The organism is Clostridium sp. KLE 1755 (genome assembly GCF_000466465.2).
GTDB lineage: Bacteria > Bacillota > Clostridia > Lachnospirales > Lachnospiraceae > Eisenbergiella > Eisenbergiella porci.
Map to the genome: position 1 here is coordinate 62910 of NZ_KE992668.1, position 26166 is coordinate 89075.

Sequence of the window (26166 nt, forward strand, 5' to 3'; positions counted from 1 at the left end):
ACCTCCTAATATATTGCAGGGTTAACTGCGATAAACATCAATTAATCGTTGGAAAGGGAGGTTCCGGCCCGTTTCCGTCCGTTCATTCTGTCGGCAAGTCTGAAGGCTTTGTCAGAAATAAAAACAAAGAAACCCATCAACGCCAGATGATCCAGATAGAACAAAACCACCGGCTCCTCATAATCCATAAATACAAATTCCGATCTTAAGAAAAGATAACTTATAAAATCCCTCTTCCAAAAAACATACAATCCGCAGGCTGCAATCAAGCTTCCCGCCGTCCACACTGACGCCTTCAAAATAACAGGATATCGCCGGAATGCCCAGGATGAAATCATTTTTTTGCGAAGGAAGCCGGTAAGCATCCCCCAGTGAAGCCCCAGATGCAGGCTCATAAGAATAAATCCCCAGAAGGCGCCCAGGATGTGGAGCCTTCTGGCCAGCGCCATCCCCCCTGCGGCGGGCAGGAAAGCAAATACATGGCGCGACAGCACGAAACTGCTGTACATCAGAGCCAACATTGCCGCAAGGAGCAGGAAGTTAATTGCAATCATAAGAATGCGCGTAAGGGTATATTTCCACTTTACAAGTCCCCTGTACCAACTGGCATTGAGGACGTGATGTGTGATAAACAGCAGGAAAATCCCTGCTCCCGCCCACTCATGGGCTATTTCCCCCCAAAACTGATACCCCATCAGGAACAGCATTGCGGCTGTCATCAGGATATCCGTCACAATTTTGATCTTTGCTTTCTGTATCATGCTCCAAGCTGCGCTCCTACTCCGCCAGTCCCAGGTTATCCAGCCATTCTTTCACTGCGCTTTCCGGATCGGCCGCTTCAGAACTTCCGATATGCAGGCCGTCCAGCACTAATGCATCCGGCTCCAGCGTTTTTATCGTGCGGACGGTGTCAGACAAACCGCTTCCTCCGCTGGTGCAGAAGGGCGCGATGGTTTTCCCGGAAAGATCGTATTCATCAAAAAAGCTGTAGAGTATCATAGGCATGTCGCCCCACCAGTTGGGGTAACCCACATAGATCAAGTCATAGCCCTCCATGTTTTCCACCGTATCTGATATTGCAGGACGGGCATCGTTTTTCTGTTCCTCCTGTGCAATGCCCAGAAGTGAGTCATAATCCTCCGTGTACGCCTCCTGCGGCACTATCTCAAATATGTCCGCCCCTGTCTGCGCCTGAATCCCAAACGCCACTTTTTCCGTATTGCCAGACCAGGAAAAATAAACTATCAGCGCCTTTCCGGACGCTTCACTTTCCGCGGCAAGAGCTGGATTTGAAGACATTGGATCTGCTTGTTGTGCCTGCTCGGCTTGTTCCGACCGCTCGGTCTGTTCCGGTTGCGCGTCTTGCTCCGTCTGGGTGTTCTGTTCCGTCTGCGCGTCCTGCTCCGTCTGGGTGTTCTGTTCCGTCTGTGTGCTCTGTTCCGTCTGTCCGATTTGCCCTGTCTGCGCAGCCTGTGTATCCGCACTGTCGCCTGTACTGCCGTCCGGACCTTCTGTTCTGTTCCCGCAGGCAGTAATTCCCAACGTTATTATTAACAGTGTCAAAAAAATTACCATTCTTCCCTTTGTCATATCTTATTCTCTCCTTCTGTCAGTTCCCCCCACTGATATCAGATGGCGGCAATTCCTTCCAAATCTTAGAAACAGAGGGGCTTTTCATGAAACACCTCCATTGTAACGATTTGTGTTAGTCAAGTCTAATGCTTAAAATATATCTCCGGCCATGTTTTAAAAGCATTGCTTTATCCGGGCCGAAGTCTATAAACTCGTCAACACCCGATTTTTCAGATAATCATACACCCGCCTGACTTCACTGACTTCACTGGTGTCAAGCATGGACGGGCAACCCTGATCCAATGAGGCGATCCTCGCCATATCCTCCGTATCCAGCTCAAAATCCCATATTGCCAAATTTTCAGCCATCCGCTCCTTATGGACAGACTTGGGTATCACGGCAACACCGCGCTGCACATCCCAGCGCAAAATAACCTGAGCCGGTGTTTTCCCATGCTTCGCCCCGATTTCCGCGAGAACAGGTTCTGTAAACATTCCTTTCAGTCCCTCCGCAAAAGGCGCCCATCCTTCCGGCTGTATGCCGAATTCCTCCATAAGCTTCAGCTCTTCCTCCCGCTGATAATGTGGATGACGCTCTATCTGATTGATCTGCGGGATAACCTTTGCATTAAAGCATAAATCCAGCAGACGATCCGGCAGAAAATTACATACGCCTATAGCTCTGACCCTGCCCGCCCTGTACAGTTCCTCCATGGCGCGCCATGAACCATAGTAGTCGCCGAACGGCATATGGATAAGATACAGATCCAGATAGTCAAGGCCCAGCTTATCCAGCGATTCCTCAAAGGCCCGCATGGTTTTCTCATACCCCATCTGCTGGATATAGGCTTTTGTCGTGATAAACAGTTCTTCACGGGGGACTCCGGAGCTGCGGATTGCCCTGCCCACAGCCGTCTCATTTTGGTAGGAGCTGGCGGTATCGATCAGGCGGTATCCGGTTTCAATAGCCTCCAGGACGGCCTGCTCACATATGGCAGGATCCGTCACCTGAAATACACCATATCCTTCCATCGGCATTTCAACTCCATTATTCAGCTTACAATTTTTTATTATGCTCTTTTTTATCATACTTCTTCTCCTCTCAGCTTAATGCGCACTGCTTCTGTTTTTCCCATCCTGTTGAATTGGCGCTAATTTCTCAAAAACCGCAACCGTAATTGTCCCTGCCAGCTTTTCAATATCCTCTGTCCCTGAAACCGCTTCCCCCAGCTCATACAGACTGCTGCCTTCTCCGAAATGATCGTAAAACATCACCACATCTTCCCAGGGGGAATAATAGGCTAAGGTTCCCTTTCCGGCATTGGCCGGCGGGGCATCGCTGACATCCAGCGCCTCCGGTGGATAAAATGTCTTTTCATTTGTGCTGAAATCTTTTACCTCCAGAGTCAATGGAAGCTGGGCGTACAGCTCTTTGGCCGCCCGGCTCCGGTTCAGTTCATACACGATTTCATATTCTTCTGAGGTCACTTTAATTTTCATCACTTCAGGCTCCTTTTCTTCCGCAGCTTTTTCCGCAGCGCTTTCTTCCATGGCATCCGTTGCTTCTTCTGTCCGCTGTTCAAGACATCTCTGTTCCGGATTGTTTTGTTCCTGATTGTCCTGTTCTACCGCAGGCTGGAAGTCCTTCTCACCAGGTACTCCACATCCGGCCGCACAGACAAGCATAATAATTACAGCAAGACTGAAAACAGTATATCTTCGTTTCATCGTTCTCCCTTCCTATGCAATACCAGTAAATCAAGGCATTTCCGGACTTGATTCCGTGGATTGCAGGTCTTATAGTAAAGGTACATTTAAATTATATTTTTCAATCAGGTAATTAGCAAATACTTAATTATAATGCTTTTCTATAGTTAAAACCTAGTGAATTTTATGGTATACTGGAACCTATACCGGATGTATAACATCAAATAACCATGTCAAAAAAACACCTTAACTATGAAAATAAGGAGGCCTTCCCATGGAATTACGCGTACTTCAATATTTCCTTGCCGTGGCCAGAGAACAAAGCATCCTCCGGGCAGCGGAATCACTGCATCTGTCCCAGCCCACGCTTTCCACCCAGATTAAAAATATGGAGGAGGAGCTGGGCAAACAGCTTTTAATCCGCGGAACCAAGGGCTCCAGAAAGATAACCCTGACCGAAGAAGGAATGCTTCTTAAAAAGCGTGCGGAGGAGATTCTTGAGCTGGTCAGAAAAACCGAAAGTGAAATCACACTTTCAGACAGCATCATTATGGGAGATATTTATATCGGCACCGGAGAAACGGATGCCATCAGGCTGCTCGCAAAGGCGGCAAAGGAACTGCAGGACATCTATCCGGGAATCCATTACCACATCTCCAGCGGCAATGCGGAATTTGTGGTGGAGCAGCTGGATAAGGGCCTTATAGATTTCGGCATTATATTCGGCCAGGTTGATCAGGCCAAATACAACTCCCTGAAAATGCCCACAAAGGACATCTGGGGCGTATTAATGCACCGCGATTCCCCACTCGCCCAAAAGGAAACCATAGCACCAGAGGATCTGTGGGACAAGCCCCTGATTGTCTCCCATCAGAGAAACCAGGGAAAAGAGCTGAGCGCCTGGATGAAGCGTGATATGTCAAAATTAAATATCGTCGCCACCTATAACCTGCTCTTCAATGCCTCCCTGCTTGTGGACGAAGGCCTGGGATATGCCATCGGCTTTGATAAAATTATAAACCTTACGGACGACAGCTCCCTGTGCTTCCGGCCGCTCCAGCCGAACATTGAGATAGAAATGAGCCTTGTCTGGAAAAAATATCAGATTTTTACGAAGGCTGCTGCGCAGTTTATGAAGAAAATAGAGGAAATACAGGACGGCGGAATGCCATCCCGGAATGAAAAATAAGAAAAGAGCTGCAAAATGCCGGGCAGCAGCCAGGAAATCCCACATATACAATAAGTCAGCGCCGACGTATATTAAACGTCGGCGCTGACTCATAACAACAGATTATAAATACTTTGCAGGAAATCAGATCTCTATCACTTTTCTGTCAATGTGTAAGGCTTTGCGCCTTCATAGCAGGAAGTCTGCATGCAAAGCCTCAAAATATTGCCTGCACAGAACTGTAAATCACCCAGGCTTAAGGATCCGTTCCTAAGCCCCTCAGCATGGATACCGCCTTCCCTTACGGCTTTTACAATCTCCTCAATATCTTCTTTTGTCCCGGGCATAATTAAGTCATTTCCGGCCTGGATGCACATCGCCGCCGAAGAGGAAGGATATTTCGGCTGTGTATTAAACAGCGACATACTGCCTGTCGTTCCCCAATCCGTCATCACAATCCCGTCAAATCCCCATTCATCTCTGGCTGCCGAGGTAAGCATGTCATATCTGTTTGCCGTGTGTACGCCGTTCAAAAGATTGTAAGAGGTCATGATGGACATTGGCCGTGCTGTTTTAATGCAGACCTCAAAGCCCTTCAGATAAATTTCACGCAGCGCCCTTTCTCCAACATGGTTATTTTCAAAAGAGCGGTTATCCTCCTGATTGTTGGTTGCAAAATGCTTAATTGTAGTTCCCACGCCCGGATGGGACTGCACGCCTTTGGTATCGGCCGCAGCGCACATTCCTGAAAGAAGGGGATCCTCGGAATAATATTCAAAATTTCTTCCGCAAAGGGGATTCCTGTGGATATTCATTCCCGGAGCCAGCCACAGTGTTATGCCGAATTCCTCCATTTCTTCCCCCACAATTGAACCGCATTCCTCTATCAGCTCCATATCCCAGCTTTGTGCAAGAAGTGTGGCAATCGGAATTGCAGTACAGTACTGATAGTAGGTTTCTGTCTTTTCACCCAGTTTGCGTCCGGGCATGGTAGCTTCCATGGCTTCACGCATTATGGCAAGCGTATCAAAGCCTCCGTCTCCGCCGATATTTCCCTCTTCATCTACTTCGAATTTATTCGTCAGACGCAGCCCTGCAGGCCCGTCTGCAAGAATCATGGAACGGATGCCTCTGCTCTGTGTCATGGAGTCAGTCGTATCACCCGCGGCTCCCGGAACCGTTGTACAGGCATTTCCAATGGCTGAAAAGCCTTCCTTTACCTTTCCAACGCACAGCTCGGCCAGTTCTTCCACGGTGAGCGATGCCACCAGCTGTTCAAGCTCTTCACGGCCTTCCCTGACATCCTCCACGGTAATTTTTTTCCCGTTCTCTTTTGGAACCAATATCCGGTGTTTCCCCCGGTATGCTGTTTCCTTTGTTTTTATCGCCTCAGGTTCCACTGCAATTGCATTATCCCTGGCTCTTTGTTTTTCTCCCTCTTCCCCCGGATAAGAATATGCTTCTATCCCTTTTGAGGTTAACTCCTTCAATTCACAATCCAAAGGAAATAAATTTTTATCCTTTTCTGTTACAACAGTACCATTTAACCTTACTGCGCCTGCTATTTCAGTATGTCTGGAGCTATTGCCCACACGGAAATAATAGAAGCCTTCCTCCAGAATCCAGGATGCGCTGCTTTCACAGTAAGAAGCCAGTTCCCTTATTGGAATACGGAGGGTAAGCTCCTGTTCTTCTCCCGGCTTGAGAACCGCTGTTTTTGCAAAAGCAGCCAGCCTCTGATATGGCTTTTCCAACAATTGCGGCGCTTGTGTATCTCTGTATACCTGCATATCTCCTGCTGAGCCCGGTGCGGAACAATAAACCTGAACCACTTCCCTGCCTTCACAGCTGCCGATATTGCTGACCGCCGCCCGGATAAGCAAATCCTCACCGCATAACTCCGGCTTCCCTGTCCGTATCGTAAACCTGGTATAGGAGAGGCCATATCCAAAACAGTATGCAGGCGTAATGTTAAAGGTATCAAAATACCGGTAGCCAACATAAATTCCTTCATTATAGTATGCGTCATCCACATCTCCGTCATTATGGCTGAACTGATCACTGAAGGGATAATCTTCATAATTTTCCGCCCAGGTGTCGGAAAGCTTTCCGGAGGGATTCACCCTTCCGGAAATAATATCTGCAACCGCGTCACCGCTGATATTGCCGGCCTGGCTCATAAGAAGCACCGCCCCGATTCCCGGTGTCTGACGCAAAAAGCGGGTATCCATAATTCCGCCGGTATTCAATACAACAACCACCTTCTCATATCGCTGCGTAAGGAATTTCAGATTCTCCTCCTCCTCCCTGCTCAGCTGATAATCACCGGGAATGTTATAACGATCCGCGCCCTCCCCTGAATTCCGAGAAATAACATATATCGCAGTATCAGTTTCCGACATTACCACATCTTCTTCTGTAATGGGCTGCGGCTGCGGAGTTTTAAAGGACTTCTCCATGAGGTAAATCAGCGGGGACACCCCATTACGGATATCCTCAGCCCCCTTCCTTCCCCACGCAAGATATGCCTCCTCCGCCAGCCTGTCATATTCATCCAGCCATTTTTTCGTCGTAATACGAAAACCTGCATTTTCCAGCCCTTGTTCCACAGGAATGACATATCTGGAATTAACATCACCAGATCCGGTTCCCCCCTTCACGGTCTTTCTGGCACCCACGCCATAAAGGGCAATTCCTTTCCTTTTATCCGTAATCGGGAGGGTTCCGTCGTTTTCCAGGAGTACCATTCCCTGGGAGGCCAGCGTACGCAGCCTTTCCATATTCCTTTTTTCCCGTTCACTCATTTCCGGGTTCTTTGTTGCATAAATTTTTCCCATTATTCCCACCATTCTTTTTCTCTGCCTTCAGGATAATCTTCTATCTTCCACTCCTCCATCCACACAAGATAAGGAACATCCCCATGAAACTGAACGGGCAGCCAGATATAACCTGCTTCTCTTGTATCCGCCATAGCTTCTCCATTTACATTCACAGTTTTATTCATCCACCTGTCCCCAACGGCAATGTATAAATCCTTTCGCTGAGGATGTTTGAACACGGAGCTGAACTGACAGTCAAAGCTGGTATGCTTTTCATCATTAATACAAGGTTCTCCAAGTACTTGATACGGGCCATGCATCAGATCCGCCATCGCTGCCTCTGTGGGATTTGGATGATATCCCGTAGTGCCGGAGGAAAGTATATAGTATTTATCCTTTCTTTTGAAAAAGGCCGGGGCTTCCCTTGCAAGAGGAGGCGCCGTATGAGGAAAATGAGAGGAATAATAACCGGTAACGTCCATGTAGTCATCCGTCAGATCTGCAATAACCACTTCCGTATGTACCCTGTCCGCAATAAAATAACCTTTCCCATCCCGCGGGTCCACGTACAGATCAAAATCCCCTGTTTCCATTCCCAGCGGGCGGATTGTCTTAACCATTTTAAAAGGCTTTGTCATATCCTCCGATACGGCAATCCCCATATATTGAACCTGCCATGCGTCAAAATCCGTATCAGTCCCGGCAAACTTTACCCACATGACAAATTTTTTTGTTCTCTCATTATAAATAATATGAGGCCTGTCCATAATACGGGTGGGATGCATGGGATTTTTCAGATCATCGGACACAGGAAGGATAATCCCTTCATCCTTCCAGTTATACATATCAGAGGAAGAATAGCACCGCACACCGTTATGCCAGATATGTTTTTCGTAATCCAGCGTGTCTTTATTTTCTCCATACCAATAAAATACTCCCTCATGGCAAAGTATGGAACCTCCATGTGTCTGTATCAGTTTCCCTTCGGTATCATACCAGGGCTGGCCCGGTTTAATAGAATTATTCATTTGACAAACCTCTCTCTTTCATTTTTATTTATAGTGACCCTTTAACACTTCCCATAACGAGTCCCACGTAAAGTATTTTTGTAAAAACGGATAGTTAACCAGCAGGGAAATCATAGAAAAAAGCCGTGCAGATCTCAGATTCTGACCGTTTACCGCCTGTTTTTCAATACTTCAAAACTGTAATCACCTGCCGGCAGTTCCAACCATAATCCGTCTTCTGAGGTATTTAATTTTGAACAGTCTGCAATCCTTCCATCTTCTTCCGGAAGAAGCCGCTCCCCATTTTCCCATATGTTCTCCGCGTCTGCAGGCAGCCGAAGCGAAGCACTGGTATTGGGGGGAACGACAAAATGGAAGCTTATCCTGTCATTCTGCCTGGACCAGCCGCTTTCAATCCTTCCATAGGGCGTTTCTATTCCGCCTTTGGCAAATTCAAGCTCCTGTGCACACGGCATCAGGAAAAAGTGTTTGAATCCCGGCCGGCTCTCGTCTCTGCGGATACCCAGAACACAGCTGTAAAGCCAGGATACCACACTTCCCAAAGAATAGTGGTTAAAGGAGTTCATATCATTATTCCCGCCAAAGCCATTTTCTCTGGTAAATGAATTCCACCGTTCCCAGATAGTGGTTGCCCCCTGCGTAACCGGATACAGCCATGAGGGATAGTCTGTCTGCAGCATCAGCCGGAACGCCAAATCCGTATGACCTGTAACTGTAAGCGCTTCATTGATCAAGCCTGTCCCAAAAAACCCGGTACTGATTCTATAACCATTTTCACGGACTTTTCTTGCCAGATGCTCTCCTGCGGTCTTAATTCTTTTTTCCGGAATCAATCCATAACAGATTGGAAGCGCATATGAGCACTGTGTGTCCACAGACTTTCCTTCCGCATCTGTCGTTTTTCCGGTACCCTCATCAATAAAGGTCTTGTTCCAATATGCAGCAGCCTCTTCCCAGAGCCTTCCATAATATTCCTTGCCGTCATTATCCCCCAAAATACCGGCCATTTCCTTCATCAGCAAACAGTCTCTGCCATAGAACGCATTCCAAAGAAGATTCATATCCGTTTCTTCCACAGCGAGCCAGTCTCCCAGCGGTCCCACAAAAGAAAGCCCCGGCATTCCCTGCCCCCGGATATACTCCATAAAGCCCTGCAGGGAGGGATAGGTTTCCTCCACAATTTTAATGTCTCCGTACTGCTGATACAGCTCCCATGTGATAAAAACAGGAGCACTCTCATAGGTAATGCCGCCAAAGCCTCCTCCTGCAGGAGCAATTTCCGGAAATTTCCCCTGATTCTGTAAATCACGGAACGCCTCCAGAACCCGGTAATAGAAAAGCCGCAAATCACTGTTCATATTTGCTGTCCGGCAGAACACATGGGTGTCTCCCGCCCATCCCATCCTTTCGTTGCGCTGCGGGCAATCCGTGGGAATGCTGATGAAATTACATAACTGTGACCACTTTACATTTTCCACAAAGCGGTTCAGCAGCGGATGAGAACAATTAAAATTCCCTGTCATTTCACGGATGGAGGACAGCTGAATGCTCACCACCTCTTCAGGCGGCAGAGGACTTGTAATACCGCTTATTTCAATATACCGGTATCCGTGAAAGGTAAATTTGGGACAGTAAATTTCCCCTCCCTTGGTTCCCCTGCATATATATATATCTGTGCTTGATGCATCCCTGTAGTTCTCAAGCAGAAGCATTCCACACATATCGCCGTATTCCTCCAGCGCCGGGTAAAGCATTTCTCCATAACGGATGGTAATCACCGTACCTGCCTTTTCCGTAAACCGGAGAATCGGTACTCCCGCAATTTCCTGTTCCAGATCATAGACATATAACCCTTTTCTCGGCTCCGTCATAGATTTTGCCCTGACCCGGCAATACTCTCTGACCGGTGCCTGATAGCTGCCTGTCAGGGCGGGCTCCTGTCCGTTCAGATCCGGCCATGTATCCCCTAATTCGGCAGGCAGATCAGAGAACCCTTCTATGAATACAGGACGGATAATTTCCGTTTTTTCCCATGAACTGTCATCAAAGGCCGGGAGAGAATATTCCTCATAAATGCCAAGCTGTCTTCCGTCCAGATGCTCCCCCTGGAAAAATCCCGCATAAGCATACGGTCCATTATTATAACAGGTCCAATCATCCGTATTCGTAGTATATACATCCCGGCTTCCGTCTTCGTAGGAAATCACCAGCTTGGCAAGGAAGGACTCTCTGTCACCATAATAATTATAATTCTGAAGTATATATGTCTGGGCATCACTCCACCAACCGGAGGAAAGCGTCACCCCGATACCGTTGGTTCCCTCATGTACCAGCTCCGTCACATCTATCGTCTGATACATCAAATGCTTATCATATTGGGAATTTCCCGGTGCAAACCATTCCTCCGATACCGGCCTTCCGTTAATCATGCACTCATAAATCCCTCTTGCCGTGGCATACAGTCTGGCGCTTTCCACCTTTTTCCCGCAGGCTGCCGTAAACCGGCTCCTGAGCATGGGGCAGGAAACTGCCGCCGGCCTGGCCGTAATCCTGCTTCCCGTCTCCTGTGCCCCCGTGAGGCAGAACCAGCCTTCTTTTATTCCCAGCCTCTCATCATAAATGCTTTTTTCGCCATAAAGGCCGCCTTGCGGCGTTTCCCTTACTACAACCGCGCAGGGTGTGCGGAGATTGCTGACTGTAATCTCTTCAAACAGCACCGTATCACCTGAACCCGCAAAAAAACCGATTTCATTCAGCCTTGGATATGTAATGCAGTCATTAAATCTGCGGGGATTAAGCTGCCTCGGCGATTTCATCCGATGTCCTGCCTGTTCCCGTATTACGGCATCCACCAGAATACCGTCCACATATGCATATGCGCAGTTACCGGTAACTTCAATTCTTAACCGGTGTGCATCAAAGCGGTTCTCTTCCGTAATTACGGGAAACTTTGTCTCCCAGTCCACCACCTGCACCTTCGCAAGGGGAATATCCGGCACATCCGTCTTTGCATACCCTGTTCTGTAAATGGAGAGCCAGGCGGGTATGGTGCTTACATCCAGCTCATAGCAAATATAATGCTCCCCGTCTAATCCCATTTCATTCATTCTGGAATCAAGCAGCCTGCTGTCTCCGGCCCCAAAAACAAGACCGCCTTTCCAGCTTCCCGGCTCCATACGCATCGTCGTTTCCAAAGCAAACACGCCTCTGACAGCCGCGCACATGGAATATCGGGAAGAACCAATAAAACGGGCTCCCTCCCAGGCCTCTATAGAAGGGTTCATAAGCCCTGTTTCAAAAAAAGTCTCTGCCCTGTCTTCCTGTTCCAGTTCATTCCATATGCACAAACAGACCTTGTACCGTGTACATGGTCTCAAGGCCATCCCTCCATAGCAGATTTCATTACTCTGATCGGACTCCACTCTTCCGGTATCCCATACCGTTTCCTGACCTTGCCCTGTTTTCACTGTGAGCTGATAAGCCTTCTGCAGTGCACCGCTGCGTCTTGTCTTTCTTTTCCATGAAAATCTGGGTTTTTCACAATCCAATCCCAACGGGGCATCCTGGTATTCTACCTGGAACTTATAAATATTGTCTGATGTCATTATATGATCTTCCTTTTTTTATTCTGCCGGCCAGCCCGTTCAGGCAAATGTAAACCAGTCCACATCTGCGAGCCGTCCATATTCTCCCTCTGCCTGTTTAAAATTCAGCCATACTGCATGTACCCCTGTAATTTTTTCCGTAAGTTCACAGCTAAACTCCCTGAACTGATGAAAGCTTCCCGTATTTTCAATCGTACAGATTCCAATCACGCGCCCTTCTTCCACCATGATCTCCAGATAACATTTTTTCTGGCTGGAAGCCGAAACTGTAAACCGGGCAGCTCCGGCTTTAAAATCAAGGTACTTATACTCCGCCCAGTCTTCTTTTTTCGTCATGGTTATAATCTCTCCATGTCCGGGTTCCGGGGCAATCCTGATCGGCGGTTCTTCTGAAAAATAAAAGGGCTTTCTGAGCCGGCAGGCGATAGATGCATCAATTCTTGCGGCTGCATCTATGGGAGCGCTGCTGCCCTGACTGGTCATCTCCACCTCCGCAATCGTACCATCTTCCCTGAAAAAAACAGGTTCCGCACACATTCTTCTGTTAGCAATGGAATTCTGGGAAGAACGATGATAGAATATATACCACTGTCCGTTTATTTCCTCAATGGAGCCATGATTATTCCAGCTGGAAGGATCACAGCCCGTATTATCAATAATGACTCCCTTTTTTTCGAAGGGGCCGAAGGGAGATTTGCTCATCGCATAGGATAGACAGGTTGCCCTGCCGCGCGTAATATCTGTGTAGATAAGATAATACAGTCCGTTTCTTTTTCTCATGGACGCCCCTTCATGAAACCCATGCTGCTGTTCTGTAATAATGTTGTCATGGAAGGTATCCATGTCCAGCTCCCTCATATTTTTCTTCAGCTTCGCCCCTTTCAGATGGAACTGCCCCCAGAAATAATAGGCATCCCCGTTATCATCCACAAACGCTGCCGGATCGATACTATCTCCATCTGCAAAAGGGATAGGCGACGGGTCATGGAAAGGGCCATAGGGTGTCTCTGCTTCTGCCACACCCTCCCCGGTCCGGGAAGTACAATAAAAAAGATAATACTTTCCATCCTTCTCCACACAATCCGGCCCGCCCAATGTAACAGGCTCTTTTAAGACGGAGTTTTCCTCCATACCCGCACTGAAGGCTATGCCGTGATTTACCCATTCCTGACAGTCCTGCGTAGAAAATACGTAGTAGCGGTTGCTGCAATATTGAGGTTCCTCCGGCATATCTGAAGAACCATATACATAAAGCCTGCCATCCGGCATTTTTCTTGCCTCCCCGTCCGGGATAAAAAATTCTCTTGGAAATAATGGATTCATCTGCTTTTTCCTCTCCTATATAAAACATATCCTCTGCTATTTATCTTTTTCTCTTGGCTTCTCTTCACTTCTGCTCGCCAGAATACCGTCTTCTCGCTTGTGCGGGAGTCAGATCATAGGTCTCTTTGAATTTACTGTTAAAAAGCGAATAACTGGAAAATCCATTATCCATGGCAATAGAAATCAGCGGCGTATTCGTGGTAATGACATCCACATACGCATGCTTCATTCGAATTTGATAAAGATATTGAAGAAACCCCATACCAAAGGTTTCAGAAAAAAATCTTGAAAAATACGCAGGCGCCAGGCCGGTATGGGCCGCAATATCATCCAGCGATATTCCCTTATCGTAGTTACGGTCAATATATTCCCGGATTTTACGTACCCGTTCAAAGTTTTTATGATTCCTTTGCGGCACCTTTACATGCGTATCCTGAAAATTCAGGAACAGAAGGTACAGGATTCCACACAAGGATCCCTGTGCCTTCATGAACAGGTATGGATCCTCCGGAATGCCCTTTGTCAGTTCAAAGAAATCTTCAATGGCTTCTTCAAGCTCCCTGATTTTTTCTATTATGCCGCGCGGGATATTTCCTCCGGAAATTACAGGAATCCGGAAGTAGGTTTCGGACATCCCGCTGACGGACTGCAGAAACGGCGCCAAAATCTGAATGATGAATGCGGTGGTGTAACTGTTTTTACAGGTAGTCATATGCATTTCATTTATGTTTACCACCACCACATCCCCCTCCTGCAGCAGAATGGCCTCGCTGCCCTTTGTAAGGGTAACACAGCCTCTGGTACAGTACATGATTTCTATCGCATCGTGATAGTGCATGGGGACCATAGCCGGCCTGCCATCATTGCTTAAAAAATACCTGGCCGGCAGCCCATTGTCCGGTTTCACTATTTCATGCTGATATTCATTCTCTGTCATCATATACCCCTTTCTGCTTTCAGATAAAAAGATTTATTTTGCTTGGATACTCTCCAGACGTATTCCCGGCTGATTAAACCGTATAGTAAGATCATATATCCCTGTGAGTTCTTCTGCAAGCTCAAGCTTATCAGATTCATAACCAAGCTCCGTGGAAACATGGTGAAGATGCTCTTCCAGCACGGTTTCCTGCGGTAAAGTCTGCTTTACAGGCAGTATATATTCCCTGCCGGCCAGCTGTACCAGTATGCTTGCTCCCTTATCCAGGCAGGCCGCCCGTATAATCAGGCTGGTTGCATTATCAAATTTTGAACGCAATATTTTAATTTCTGCATCTTTTTCATCAGATTCCACCGCATAATAGCCGCCTTCAAAATAGACGGAACGTTTCTTTGACACTTCCGCCCCCTTCACTCCTTTGGCTTCGGAAAGGCTCTCCCAGACATTGTGCGGTACTGACATATCCAGGCAGCCCAGGCTTTCACCCTCGAGTACAATTTCCTCCGAATAGACCACATCCTGCGCGGAATGCGCCACGCGGATACAATAGCTGCCCTTTTCTATCAGATATTTTTTTGCGGACACATCCCATTTCCGGTAAGCGTCCCCGTAAAGGCAAATCTGAAGCCTTTGGCTGTTCCCGGGCTTCAATTCCCTTGTTTTCTCAAATCCGGCCAGCTGTTTTCCCGGAACTGCATTTCCATAGCCGGAGTCCAGGGAAGTAAGATAGACCTGGACAACATCCTTCCCGGTATAGTTCCCGCTGTTGGTTACCGTCAAGGACACGGTAATATGATTCTTCTCATTCACCACACTGATATCGCTGTACACAAACTGTGTGTAGGAGAGGCCATAGCCGAAGGGATAGAGCACATCCTCCGGATTATTGTACATATAAGTCAGATGCGTTTCCTCCGGACTGGCGTTTTTCATATCCACTGTATATTCGGCATCAATCCCATCCCTTTTGGTTAAAACCGGCAATGCAGACAGATTTTTGTACCAGGTGGCGGAAAGTCTTCCTGAGGGGACATTTCCTCCATACAACGTTTCCAGCAATGCCCATGAATCATACTGTCCTGCATAGGATTCATAGAGTATTGCCGCCACATTGGGATTTTCCTGAATTGCAGCCAGATTCAGAGGGAAATCACTTTTTACAACCACTACTGTCCTCCCGGGATAGAAACCGGAGATACGCCGCACCAGAGACAGCTGATCCTCTCCCATATCAAAATTGGGACGGTCAATCATTTCCGAAGCCTGTACAAAAGAATCAGCTCCCACAAATACTACTGCCATATCCGTCTGCCCAAGGTACTTATCCGCATCCGCCCCTGCCTCCATGGCCTTATCAATCCTGAATACAGAGCCTTCCTGTGCATCCTCCTGAACGGTTACCCCGCCTTCGTCCTGATAAGTCAGATATTTTCCAGAAGAATTGTAACGCTGGTAAAATGGTATATCATTCTTATGGTATTCTTCCACACGATCCCAAAAGCAAGTCAGAAAGACACCGCTCTTTATCCTGTAGAAATTTCCTTTTTCTTTTTCAAATAACAGGCAGTGCGGCGGCTTTTCCGGATTTCTTTTTTCCAGGCACATTTTATCAGATTTCTTTTTATTTGTTAAAAATGCGTCCTTTTCTTTATTATACAGCGCTACTGCGCGCATGCCAAAATCATGTACTGTAAACTCCACGGGGTCACTTCCCATTTCCCCAAGATCCTCAAAAGTGAGGTATCCCCCTTTGGTTTCAGAATAAATTTTCAGCCTGCTTCCCGAAATTTCAGGTGCAAAAACAACCCTGCCGTTTTGTTTTTTCATATATTCCAGATAGGCATCTATGGGAGTCAGACCCGCCAATTCCAGTTCCCTGGGTGTGGGTGTGGAATAATGTGTCTGCACCCGGGTATCACTGAAAATCCCTGTTACCAGGACATTCTTTTCTCCTGAAAGCGGAAGGATACCATCATTTTTCAACAGGACGATCCCTTCCCTCGCCGCCCGGAGCGCCACATCCTGGCTTAATTCGTTATTGTGATCTGCCGGAGAATAATCATTGCACAGCTTTGTATAAGGATAATCTGCCTGATTAAAATATCCGGAACGCACCCACAATTCGATTTGGGGACGCACATATTCCTCCAAATCTTTCCTTGACAGATTATAAATACCGTCCTTCACAGCCTGCCCAATAACAGATGCATCAGCACAATTGCCTGCATAGATCTTTTCTTTTATAAGCATTGACGCAAGCATTCTGTCATCCACTGTATAGACTGGATCAAATCCATTCCCCTGGCCACGTTTGGAATCCGTATCTGCATCGAGGTCACTGATATTTAGCAAACTATATGCGTATTCCTTCCGCAGCTCATTTATATAAGGAAAGGTTATATTGGTCACTCCATTGGTTCCGCCATAAGAAGTCATCACACCTACCAGATGGCTGTTTTTGAAGCCTTTAAGAAATGCAGGAATATGATAGTCCATTAATGCCCGTACAGAGACATAATTACTCCGGGACGCTCTGTCCCATTCGCTATGGTATACGCAGTAATGCTTAGAACCAACCTGCGCCTTAATATAGAATTCATCGTCTCCGGTACATCCATTCCCCACATTATCCACCATCTCAGCGGTGAGATATGGATCCTCGGAATAGCCTTCATAAAATCTTCCGGAAAGGGGATTGCTTCTAAGATCCGCTATCGCCGTAAACATCAGCGTATTCGGATTCGTGGAATCTTTCTTTCCCCGCAGCTCATTCCCAATAACTTCCCCCACTTCTTTTGCCAGCTGCCGGTTCCAGCTCTGGCCGATATGGACAGGCATGGGAAGATCGGTATCGATTCCCGCCACTGCGTCCACGCCTCCCGCCTCTCCCTGCGGAAGCTGCAGCCCTGAGGCTGTTGTCATTCCTTCGCGGGCCATGCCATTGTAAGCATAATAGGAAAGCTCCTCCAGCGTAAGCTGTTCCAATATTGAATCAACAAATTCCTTCAGTTCTTCTTTTTTCCCGGAAAAAACGGGATTGCCGATATTTTTCATAGATACCTCCTGTATCGTATAAATTTAACCCTTTACGCTGCCCATAACCAGCCCCTTGGTGAAATATTTCTGCATGAAAGGATAGGCGCACATCAGGGGAATAATGGAAATAAAAATCTGGGCGGCTGTCAGATTTCTGGCCGTCACCGCCTGCCTGTCGATAATGCTCTTAATATCCTTCATCATAGCGCTTAAGTCTGATGTCATGTTCAGCAGAGACTGCAAATACGTCTGCAAAGGATAATTCTGTGTATAATTGTTATAAAGCAGGCCGTCGTACCATGCATTCCAATTGTTAATGACCGAAAACAGGGTAATTGTAGCAATGGAGGCTTTGGATAACGGCAGAATGATTTTCAGCATAATGGTAAACTGCCCTGCCCCATCAACAATCGCAGATTCTTCAATTGCCTTGGGCAGCCCCCTGAAAAAGTTCATCACAAGAATAATATTAAACACATTGACCGCTCCCGGAAGAACCAGCGCCCAGATGGTGTCAAAAAGCCCAAGGCTGTGTATCAGCATATAGGTCGGCACAAGCCCTCCGCTGAAAATCATTGTAATCATCAGAAACGTTACATAAAATCCCCTGGCTTTAAATTCACTTTTCGGTTTTGAAAGAGGATATGCCGCCAGTATTGTCAGGACTAACGTAAGCGGTATGGAAATTACCATTCTCTTTAACGTAACAATAACAGATGTCCAAAATTGAGACTGATTGAGCACGTATCTGTATGCTGCCAGCGTAAATCCCTTAGGCAGCAGCGACACCTGCCCTGAACTGATATACTCCGGTGAGGAAAAGGAGGTGGCAAGCACATTTAGAATCGGGATGACGGAGATTATCATTACAGCTGTTAAAACAATATAATTTAATACAATAAAAATTTTTCTGGATAGAGATACTTTTTTCATATCTTCCCCTTTCTAAAAAACCTGGTAACCCGCATACCGATCCGCCAGCCTGTAGGAAACAACAATCAGGATCCCTGAAACAACTGATTTAAACAATCCGACTGCTGTGGACAGGGAGTACTGATAGTTTACCATGCCCAGCCGGTAAACAAAGGTATCTATCACATCGCCTGTTTTGTATACAGCAGGATTATAAAGATTGAATATCTGATCAAAGCCTGCATTCAGCACGTTTCCAAGAGATAATATGGTCATCAGGGCGATAAAAGGCGCAATGGAAGGGATCGTAATATGTATTGTCTGTTTCCAGCGTCCGGCACCGTCGATGGCTGCCGCTTCATAAAGAGACTCATCCACACCGGTAAGGGCGGCCAGATATACAATGGCGTTATAGCCCAGTCCCTTCCATATATCCGTAACGATTATGGTCGGAACAAAGGTATTTGGGTTTCCCAGAAAATTCACGCTCTGAAGGCCAAGCGCTCCCAATATGGAATTTACCATTCCTCCATTTGGTGAAAGGAAGTCAATCAGAATTCCTCCCAGAACTACCCAGGAGAGGAAGTAAGGAATAAAAGTAAGTGTCTGAACCGATTTCATAAAAAATTTATTTTTAACTTCATTTAGCAGTAATGCAAAAGTAAGAGGGACTACAAGTCCCCAGACAATCTTCTGCAGCGCAATAATCAGTGTATTGGATAATGCACTCCAGAATTCCGACATATTCCACAAATACGCAAACTGCTTCATCCCCACCCATGCAGATCCCCATAATCCCAGCCCTGGTTTATAGTCCTTAAAAGCCAGGATAATTCCTCCCATGGGGATGTAATTGAAAATAAGCACAAACAGCATTGGTAAAAGCAACATAAGATGGTATATGGTTGATGATTTTTTTATCTTCCAGGTTTTTGTTTTCATGACAGCCCTCCCAGACTTTATGCAGGAGGGACGGACCTCCGCCCCTCACCATTACACCATAGGTTTCTTATTTCTGTCCGGCATACCACTGCGTAACCGTTTCCAGAATATCCTGTCCGCCCTTTGCTTTCCATTCTTCCAGAAATGCATTGTAGGAATCCGGTTCAGCCTGTCCTGTAATAATACCGATCAGTGTCTGTGCTGTCAGAGTTTCCAGATTGGCAAGATTGGCTGTCATTTCCGGTCCGGGAATCGCATTATAAGCCTCATTATAATTTTTACGGGCCATTATTTTGTCTGCTCCGCCATATCCCGTATTATCATTGCCAAATATACAATAATAGGTAGCGCCTGTTTTCCATTTATTCAGTTCTTCTTCCGACAACTCTGTCGTATTATTTCTGTTTTCCGCAAAAAATTTCATATACTCAAACTGCTGCTGTTCCGTCCACGGCAGTTCAGATGCCTCTCCGCCTTCTGTCAATAAGCTATGTTCATTCTGCCAGCAGGTATAATTATAGTGCGCCATATCAATGGCACCGATTATGGAAGCCCCCTTTCCGGTATATTGGCCATTTACGCCGATATTATATTTGAAGGCCTCCTCCTTTGTTAAATCGTTTGCATAAGCAACATAGTTCATTGCCATATTGTAAACCTTGAACAAAGCCTCCGGATTCTGGCACTTACTGCTGACACACCAGTAAACAAGTGAGCTTGAAGGCAGATAAACACCGCCTTCCGGGTTAACCGCAGAGGAAGGACAGGGAAGCGCCTCACATTCAAAATCCGGGTTAAGAAGAATTGCATCTCCATAAGATCCTACCACTGACCAGGGGCTGCCCATAAACATACCCACCTGTCCGGAGACAAAAGCATCATTCAATGCTGCATCATCCGTACTCACAAAATTGGGATCAAGTGTTCCTTCTTCATACATATTCTGGAAAATCTCCAGCCCATAAATCATCTTTTCCGAATTCTGGCCGGCCCATTGAATCTGGTCATCCTCCACAATAAACCGCAAGCCGGTAGGGTACTGTCCCACCATATTAAAGTTCAGGGCAACACCACTGGAACCCATTCCCGTAGATACGTCCTTGCCTCTCATGGAAAAACCATAGGTATCATTGATACCATTACCATCAGGATCATCGAAGGTGAATGCCCTGGCCACTTCCTGAAACTCTTCCATGGTGGTTGGCGCAGACAGACCCAGGTTATCCAGCCAGTCCTTGCGTATCCAAAGCAGCGGCGCGCTGTTTTCCGTATCGGACATCTGAGGAATTCCGTAAATTTTACCGTCGATATAGCCTTTTTTCACAGTTGCCATATCATCAGAACTTAGATATTGCATGGCATAATCAGATAGAAAACCATTATCATAATACTCTGTAATATCAGCAATCAGCCCCTGCCCGATAAAGTCAACATATGTATTCAGATCTACATAAAAAATATCCGGATACTCACCCGTCATAACCATTTCTTTTAATTTGGCAGTGTAATCTTCACTGGACTGATACAGAGGTTCCACATTTAATCCCACTGATTGATACAGATCATTCCATGCATTTTTTTCGAGCGTTTCCTCTCCCTGATAGGTGTTATTGCCAAATCCAATTTTCAAAGTAACAGGATTGGGAAAAGCCTTGGCCGGATCCTTGCATATTTCAGCAAGCTCTTCCATGGATAATTCCTGGTTCCGGGATGCGTTCCCTTCAGCCTGTGCATCTGCTGGCTTACTGCCGGATGATGAACAGGCTGTGACAGACAGGCACATAACAGCTGCCAATACCAGGCTGATTAACTTTTTTCTCAACATACTAAAACCCTCCTCATTAAATAGATGACCGGTCATTCCGGCATTTTCAACATGAAAAATACTGTGTGAATGAGCTCTTATTTCACTTTGCGTTTGCATGTTTATTATATCGTTCAGGAAGTTTGTGATTCTATACAATTTTATCCCAGATTTCTACCTATTTTTGATTTTTATATGAACCAGTAAGGCGCCTTCTGGTTTCAGTCTGTGTTGATCCGTTCTGTTTTCCTGGTAATTTACACTCAGATAAATATGATAAAACTCTGGTTTCAGTCTATTAAACGGCAGGCTTTCCTGATAGAATAGAGACAATAATTAATTGGTTTATTATGGAATGCCCTATTCCAAGTTTATAAAAACAAATATCATAGTATTAATTATCAGGAGGACTAAGATGAGCATCAGATTTACGGAAGACGATTGGGCAAGAATGAAAGAAACCTACGGAAAATGGTGGAACCAAACCCTGGAGCGCCCCATTATCAAAGCTACGCTCCAAAAGGAAGTTCACGGACAGGGAGATATCCCCCTCCTGAGCCAGGCTGCCTGCCACAGGCTGGACATCAGCCCTGAGGATGTTATTGAACGGATCAATGCGGAGCTGGAACAGCAGGAATATTTGGGTGATGCATTTCCCATGATTAACTTTGATGTTTTCGGCCCCGGTATTGTGGCTGCTTTTTTAGGGGCCAGGCTTGATAATTCCTCCGGGAATGTGTGGTTTCATCCAACCGGTGATATGGAACTAAAAGATATGCATTATGAATTCCAGGAAAATAACGTGTGGTTTTGCAGAATCAAGGACATTTATTACGCCGCCGCCAAAAAGTGGAAGGGCAATGTCCTGATGGGCATGCCGGACCTGGGCGGGGTAATGGATATCCTGGCCACGCTGCGCGGTTCGGAAAACCTGCTTTATGATCTGTATGATGAGCCTGACGAGGTGAAACGTGTCAGCCGGGAGATTCAGAATATTTGGCTGCGCTATTATCAGGAATTCGCAGACATCCTGATGCAGACCGGCCCTGGCTTTACCGATTGGACCGGGCTGTTCTGCAGTGAGCCTTCCTATGTTGTCCAATGTGATTTTTCCTACATGATTAGTCCTGATATGTTCCGTGAATTTGTCGCCGAGGATTTAACGCAGCTATGTACGCATCTCCCGCACACGCTGTATCATCTGGATGGAAAGGGTGAGCTGCCGCATCTGCCACAGCTTCTGCAGATACAACAGCTCGATGCCGTCCAGTGGTGTCCCGGCGACGGCGCTCCCCGTCCGATGGAATGGATGGAGGTTTACAGGCAAATCCGGCAGTCCGGGAAAAATATGCACATTTTGGGAGATGAAACCGACTTCCGGGCAATTGCCGGGGAAGTGGGGGCAAAGGGATTATACTTTAACGCCGGCTTACGTCCGTATTCCCAGCAGCAAAGTATGATGCAGTTGTTGTCTGAATTTCAGGCAATAGAATAATCCTGCTTCTGGTGTTGGATATTCTTAATCTTACAGGATCTGGGAGCTGATTTAAGTGTAATTATAGTTCCCGGATCCATATTCAGGGATCCCCTGCTTCGAATATGCCGCCTTTCCGTCCACAAGCACCAGTCTCATTCCCTCAGCCTCCACACAGGGTTCCAGATAAGACGCCCCGCTTCTGACTTCCTCCGGCCGGAACAACAGCATATCCGCCTTATACCCTTCCCGCAGCAGGCCGCGCTTTTCAAGGCCAAAACGCTGCGCAGGCTTTCCCGACATTTTATGGACAGCCTCCTGCAGGGTTAAAAGCTTCCTGCGGCAGACATATTCCTCTATTACCTTGGGGAATGCGCCGTAAAGCCGGGGATGCGGATGACTGCCGCCTCCATAGAGTGCATCTGAAATAACTGAAGTAAAGGGCAGCGAAAGCACATACTCCACATCCTCCGGGCACATGCTCAAAACGATGATGCCTACTTTTCCCTCCTCCTCATGCATCAGCCGGGCAATGGCCTCCGCTTCCGAAGAAAAATCTCCTTCCTTCACCACCTCTTCCAGGCTTCTGCCGATCATCCAACGGTTTTCTTCCCGTTCCAGGGAGCTGATAAGAATCCTTTTGCTGCCGATGGCCCGGAGCATATCATCCCATCCAGCCCAGGTTTTATCCAGGGCTTCCTTCAGGGCTTTTACACCCTCCGGCGTACCAAGCGCACAGCAGAGTCTTTCGCCATATGTCGCGCTAATAACCGGCGGAAGCAGGGAACCCAAAATAGTGGCCCCGCCGTCGTAAGGATAAACATCAGCGGTAATATCCATTCCCGACCTTTCAATCAGGGAAACTGCTTCATAAATATCACGCCTCCAGTTCGTCCTCCCTACGGACTTAAAATGGCTGATATTGACCCGTACTCCGGTTTCCCGGGCAAAATCAATAACCTCTTTCACGGAAGAAAGCAGCCCGTCCCCTTCTCCTCTGACATGGAAGGTAAAAAGCCTGCCATGCCTGGCAGCCTCCCGGCAGAACGCATACCATTCTTCTCTGGTATTAAAGCATTCCGGTACATACATAATCCCGGCAGACACCGCCTGTGCGCCCTGCCCAAAAGCCTCCGCCAGCAGACCGCAGGCTGTGTCCAGCTCTCTTTCCGAAAAACGGCCTTCCCCAAAGCCCTTAACCGCGATGCGCACTGCCCCGGTACCCACCATTGCCCCCACATGAAGAGGCAGATTTTTTGCATGAAGCGCTTCCATATAGTTCCTGAAATCCGGGAACTGCAGCCCATCAGGCGCTTTCCCCAGGCAAGGCTCTAAAAAACGGTACATTGCCGCCCTTGATTCCTCACCGGAAGGCGCCGGACTCATACCGCAGTTCCCGGCGAGCACGGAAGTAATTCCCTGCTTCAGCTCCTGCCGTCCAAAATCAGGGTCCGTAAGCGCCGCCAGGTCACAATGCCTGTGCACATCCACAAATCCTGGCGTCACTGCAAGTCCCTGCGCCAAAATAAGCCGTCCGTTTTTTTCCGTAAAACGATCCATGCTGTGAGGCAGCACTGCTTCTATTGTGCTTCCATTGATCACAATATCCCCGCAGAACGGTTCTTTCCCCGTTCCATCATATACCATACCGCTGCTGATATAGGTTCTTTCCATTGTTTCTCCCGTCTGCACAACATAATGTGCTGCACTATCAGCCAGAAAGGCTGGCTGCCGGATTCAATTAATCAATAGTTATCAGAAGTGTTCAACTTCATATATCCACGCCTTTGCGCTAAAATCTTCTTCCGCGCTGCCATATTCGGCAATCAGCCTGCTGTTTTTCAGGAACTCCAAATCCGAAGCTTCAGAGCCTTCAAACCGATGCAGAATCGCCAGGCAGCGGCGGCCAAGCCTTCTGATAACTAACTGCGATCCGGTCGGATGGTTGTACTGCTGTGTGCTGTATTCACATTTTACAGTGACGCCGTCCCGGATAATATCCGAAGCCATCTCATAAAAATGCATTCCCTGTTCCACAAGCTTCCATTGCTCCCCGGATAAGTCGTATATGTCACCGCTTAAGCACATTCTTCCCAGGAAAGTACTTATGATAGAATAAAAAATCCTGTTGTCGCTGTCCTGGGCATGCAGCACTGCCCATATCTGGCTCTGTTCCGGCCGTACCGCCCTGTGTAAATTTGCCGCTATAAGCGGTATCGCCACAGTCTCATGGGCATCTGAAAAGCTTCCCTGCGATACCAGCTCCATCATGGACGGCTCAAGCCTGTGACCTCCGCTGGAACAATTTTCTATAACTATCCCAGGGATTTCTTCCTTTATTTTTTTGAAAAAGCCCTGTGTGGCCTGAACCTTCCTCCGCAGGTTTTCTCCCAGGCTCTCCTCTCCGTCACAGCCCATGCCGATGGTATCATTATAATCCACCTTCAAATAACCGAAGCCGCACTCCTTTAACAGCTTTATTACCTTTTCACTCAGATAATTGATTACCCATTCATCTTCCATATCCCAGAAACGGCGCTCCCCCACGGTTAAGGGCACTCCGTCTTTCAGAAGCAAATGTTCTTTATCCTGATAGTGCTCCGAATTTATGCCTACCGATTCCATCTCAAACCACAGTCCGGGAATCATTCCGCAGGAACGTATATAATCCGCAATTTTTTTCAGCCCGCCGGGGAATCTTTCCTCATTGACGCTCCAATCCCCCATACTGCTCCACCAGCCCTGGGCTTTGCCATACCAGCCTGCATCAATGACAAGATATTGGATTCCCTTTCCTTTTATTTTATCACATATCTTTTTAATGTTATCGTAACTCGGATTTCCCCATGTTGTACAATACTCATTAAATACAATCCCCATTTTATTATCTGCTTCTGAAATTGCAGGCCGCTGCGCCTTAACAAGCCTGTCGCATACTTCATATATCGTATTTCCCCGGGCAATTACCGCCTTGGGGGTTGTAAAGCTTTCTCCGGGATGAATCTTTTTCGTCCACTGCCCAAAATCCCTGTCTGCGATCCCGCCGGCAGCCGTAAGCGTTTCATCGTCTTTGCAAAGCAATTCAATCTGCCAGGAGGACGGACAATATAATTGGATTCCTGTAAATTCCTGCTGTTTACTGTCCTCTAAAATTAAAAGCGGAAAATATTTACGCACAGGCATGGAGCCTGTATTCCCGAACTTTTCAATCCGCATTCCGCATCGGTTCCATGAGGGCTCCAAATGCAGTTCGTCTATGGATTCTGTCCTTAATTTCCCTTCCGCACTCCAAAAGGACTGCATCCGGTGTATCCTGTCCGCAGTGATTCCTTTTAACGCAAACGTTGCTAACATTTCCAAAGTAACTTCATCGCTGCTTTCGTTAATAAATTCCGTACACACTTCCACAGCCTGTCCATTAATTTTCTTATGCAGTACAATACGATGCTGTCTGCCATCTTCATATACCGCATCCTCTCCCCTGTCCTCTGTTTTATGGAAGGCCAATGCCGACTGGCTTTGGCACATCGTCAGCCCATTGGAAAAGCCTGCGCCATATGCGTCTTTCATTAATTTTACTTCGGGATAAAATTCCATTCTGATTACCTGCCCTTTCTTTTTTCCCGGACAGAGCTTATTCGTTAATGCACTAAGCCTGCCGCCCCTTTTACCTACCTTTTATTATAGAGAATCCCTGTGGATTACTTTATAGAAAAATGCGACAGCTTTATACTGCAGATGTCGCATTGGCACATATTGGAATTCTATGCCGCTTTTATGAAAACAAGATAATACATCTTCGCCGGATTCCAGCAAAGATACTCCATTGAGCCTTCACA

The 26166-nt window shown here is 47.0% G+C and carries 17 protein-coding genes; 2 read left to right on the top strand and 15 right to left on the bottom strand.

The genetic code is table 11. The features are described from left to right. Nucleotides 1-41 precede the first annotated feature (41 nt). The 4 genes from HMPREF1548_RS05145 to HMPREF1548_RS30395 all read right to left on the bottom strand — a co-directional run bounded on the left by HMPREF1548_RS05145 (nucleotide 42) and on the right by HMPREF1548_RS30395 (nucleotide 3300). Nucleotides 42-761 carry a DUF4405 domain-containing protein gene (locus HMPREF1548_RS05145; protein WP_021634760.1) on the bottom strand — a complete coding sequence of 240 codons (720 nt, stop codon included), beginning with the start codon at nucleotides 759-761 and terminating at the stop codon, nucleotides 42-44. Nucleotides 762-777: 16 nt separating this feature from the next. Beyond that, on the bottom strand, nucleotides 778-1590 hold the full coding sequence (locus tag HMPREF1548_RS30390) for a flavodoxin (RefSeq protein ID WP_021634761.1): 813 nt from the start codon (nucleotides 1588-1590) through the stop codon (nucleotides 778-780). Nucleotides 1591-1776: 186 nt separating this feature from the next. After that, entirely contained in the window at nucleotides 1777-2643 is an 867-nt protein-coding gene (locus HMPREF1548_RS05155; protein WP_035321160.1) for an aldo/keto reductase, read from the bottom strand. A gap of 36 nt (nucleotides 2644-2679) precedes the next feature. Further along, nucleotides 2680-3300, bottom strand: a complete 621-nt coding sequence (locus HMPREF1548_RS30395) for a cyclophilin-like fold protein (RefSeq protein ID WP_021634763.1) — start codon at nucleotides 3298-3300, stop codon at nucleotides 2680-2682. Between the two features lie 253 nt (nucleotides 3301-3553). Here HMPREF1548_RS30395 and HMPREF1548_RS05165 point away from each other — a divergent pair, with 253 nt between their 5' ends. Next, nucleotides 3554-4468: a LysR family transcriptional regulator gene (locus HMPREF1548_RS05165; protein ID WP_021634764.1), complete on the top strand. Its 915-nt coding sequence runs from the start codon at nucleotides 3554-3556 to the stop codon at nucleotides 4466-4468. Nucleotides 4469-4602: 134 nt separating this feature from the next. On the opposite strand, the gene HMPREF1548_RS05170 is transcribed toward HMPREF1548_RS05165, so the two are convergent. From HMPREF1548_RS05170 to HMPREF1548_RS05210, 9 genes are all read right to left on the bottom strand, one after another. After that, nucleotides 4603-7284 carry a glycoside hydrolase family 3 protein gene (locus tag HMPREF1548_RS05170; protein WP_035321165.1) on the bottom strand — a complete coding sequence of 894 codons (2682 nt, stop codon included), beginning with the start codon at nucleotides 7282-7284 and terminating at the stop codon, nucleotides 4603-4605. After that, nucleotides 7284-8294 (bottom strand): family 43 glycosylhydrolase, encoded by a 1011-nt coding sequence (locus tag HMPREF1548_RS05175; protein WP_021634766.1) that lies wholly within the window; start codon nucleotides 8292-8294, stop codon nucleotides 7284-7286. Before HMPREF1548_RS05175 ends, HMPREF1548_RS05170 begins: the two co-directional genes overlap by 1 nt. A gap of 149 nt (nucleotides 8295-8443) precedes the next feature. Continuing rightward, entirely contained in the window at nucleotides 8444-11899 is a 3456-nt protein-coding gene (locus HMPREF1548_RS05180; RefSeq protein WP_021634767.1) for an alpha-L-rhamnosidase, read from the bottom strand. A gap of 39 nt (nucleotides 11900-11938) precedes the next feature. After that, nucleotides 11939-13222, bottom strand: a complete 1284-nt coding sequence (locus tag HMPREF1548_RS05185) for a family 43 glycosylhydrolase (protein ID WP_021634768.1) — start codon at nucleotides 13220-13222, stop codon at nucleotides 11939-11941. A gap of 64 nt (nucleotides 13223-13286) precedes the next feature. Continuing rightward, entirely contained in the window at nucleotides 13287-14162 is an 876-nt protein-coding gene (locus HMPREF1548_RS05190) for an AraC family transcriptional regulator (protein ID WP_021634769.1), read from the bottom strand. Between the two features lie 30 nt (nucleotides 14163-14192). Further along, nucleotides 14193-17213 (bottom strand): glycoside hydrolase family 3 C-terminal domain-containing protein, encoded by a 3021-nt coding sequence (locus HMPREF1548_RS05195; protein ID WP_021634770.1) that lies wholly within the window; start codon nucleotides 17211-17213, stop codon nucleotides 14193-14195. A gap of 24 nt (nucleotides 17214-17237) precedes the next feature. Next, nucleotides 17238-18128, bottom strand: coding sequence for a carbohydrate ABC transporter permease (locus tag HMPREF1548_RS05200; RefSeq protein WP_021634771.1), 891 nt, complete (start codon nucleotides 18126-18128; stop codon nucleotides 17238-17240). A 12-nt stretch (nucleotides 18129-18140) separates the two neighbouring features. Beyond that, complete coding sequence (locus tag HMPREF1548_RS05205) at nucleotides 18141-19049, bottom strand: ABC transporter permease (RefSeq protein WP_021634772.1); 909 nt, start codon at nucleotides 19047-19049, stop codon at nucleotides 18141-18143. Nucleotides 19050-19116: 67 nt separating this feature from the next. Beyond that, nucleotides 19117-20874, bottom strand: a complete 1758-nt coding sequence (locus HMPREF1548_RS05210; protein WP_035321109.1) for an extracellular solute-binding protein — start codon at nucleotides 20872-20874, stop codon at nucleotides 19117-19119. Between the two features lie 394 nt (nucleotides 20875-21268). Between HMPREF1548_RS05210 and HMPREF1548_RS05215 the strand changes: the two genes are divergently transcribed. Continuing rightward, nucleotides 21269-22348 carry a uroporphyrinogen decarboxylase/cobalamine-independent methonine synthase family protein gene (locus tag HMPREF1548_RS05215; protein WP_035321110.1) on the top strand — a complete coding sequence of 360 codons (1080 nt, stop codon included), beginning with the start codon at nucleotides 21269-21271 and terminating at the stop codon, nucleotides 22346-22348. Between the two features lie 51 nt (nucleotides 22349-22399). On the opposite strand, the gene HMPREF1548_RS05220 is transcribed toward HMPREF1548_RS05215, so the two are convergent. Continuing rightward, complete coding sequence (locus HMPREF1548_RS05220) at nucleotides 22400-24001, bottom strand: N-acyl-D-amino-acid deacylase family protein (RefSeq protein ID WP_021634776.1); 1602 nt, start codon at nucleotides 23999-24001, stop codon at nucleotides 22400-22402. A gap of 81 nt (nucleotides 24002-24082) precedes the next feature. After that, nucleotides 24083-25924, bottom strand: coding sequence for a glycoside hydrolase family 36 protein (locus tag HMPREF1548_RS05225; protein WP_021634777.1), 1842 nt, complete (start codon nucleotides 25922-25924; stop codon nucleotides 24083-24085). Nucleotides 25925-26166 lie beyond the last annotated feature (242 nt).